Below are 579 nucleotides of genomic sequence, written 5' to 3' on the forward strand. Positions count from 1 at the left end.
CTCGGTGCCCTGCTTGACCAGCGTGGCGCCGTGATAGGGCTGGAAGTCGAAAGCCGTGCCCAGGCAGGCGGCGAACCCCTCGTCCAGCACCGCGCTGCGCGGATCGGCGGCGGCGACGGTGTCGGAATAGATCAGCCCCGGCACATCCTGTGCCGTTGCCGCGCCCGCGATGCAGAGCGCCAGAGCCGTGGTCAGTCCCTTGGTCATGTTCAAAGTCATCTTTTCATCCTCCCTCATTGAAACCGCCCCGCCTCGCGGCGGGACCGGTCCCTGTCCCGGGGCTTCTCCTCAGAGCCCGTTGATCCCTTCCAGAACGCCCTCGGGCCAGTCGGCCGAGAACTTCGAACTGCCGAAGACCTCAAGCACATGGGTGCGGAAGGCCTCCTTGTCGGGGGCGTAGACCTCAAGCCCCTCGCCGATGAAGAAATCGACCAGCTCGGCCTCCTGGCGGATGGTGTCGGCGTCCATCGCGTCCTGGAACTCGATGGCGCAGGCCTGCACCTTTTCCTGCTGGGCGGCGTCGAGGCTGCTCCACTTCGCTTCCGACATCGAAAAGACGTTCGAGGCGATCAGGTGGCC

2 pseudogenes are annotated in these 579 nt (G+C 65.6%); both read right to left on the reverse strand.

The window, feature by feature from the left end:
• Nucleotides 1–219: pseudogene (locus OS124_RS23470) on the reverse strand (C4-dicarboxylate ABC transporter); the annotation flags it as partial.
• A gap of 69 nt (nt 220–288) precedes the next feature.
• Nucleotides 289–579: pseudogene (locus tag OS124_RS23475) on the reverse strand (C4-dicarboxylate ABC transporter); the annotation flags it as partial.

The sequence above is a fragment of the Oceanicola sp. S124 genome, from assembly GCF_000220565.1.
In the GTDB taxonomy this organism is placed as follows: domain Bacteria; phylum Pseudomonadota; class Alphaproteobacteria; order Rhodobacterales; family Rhodobacteraceae; genus Pseudooceanicola.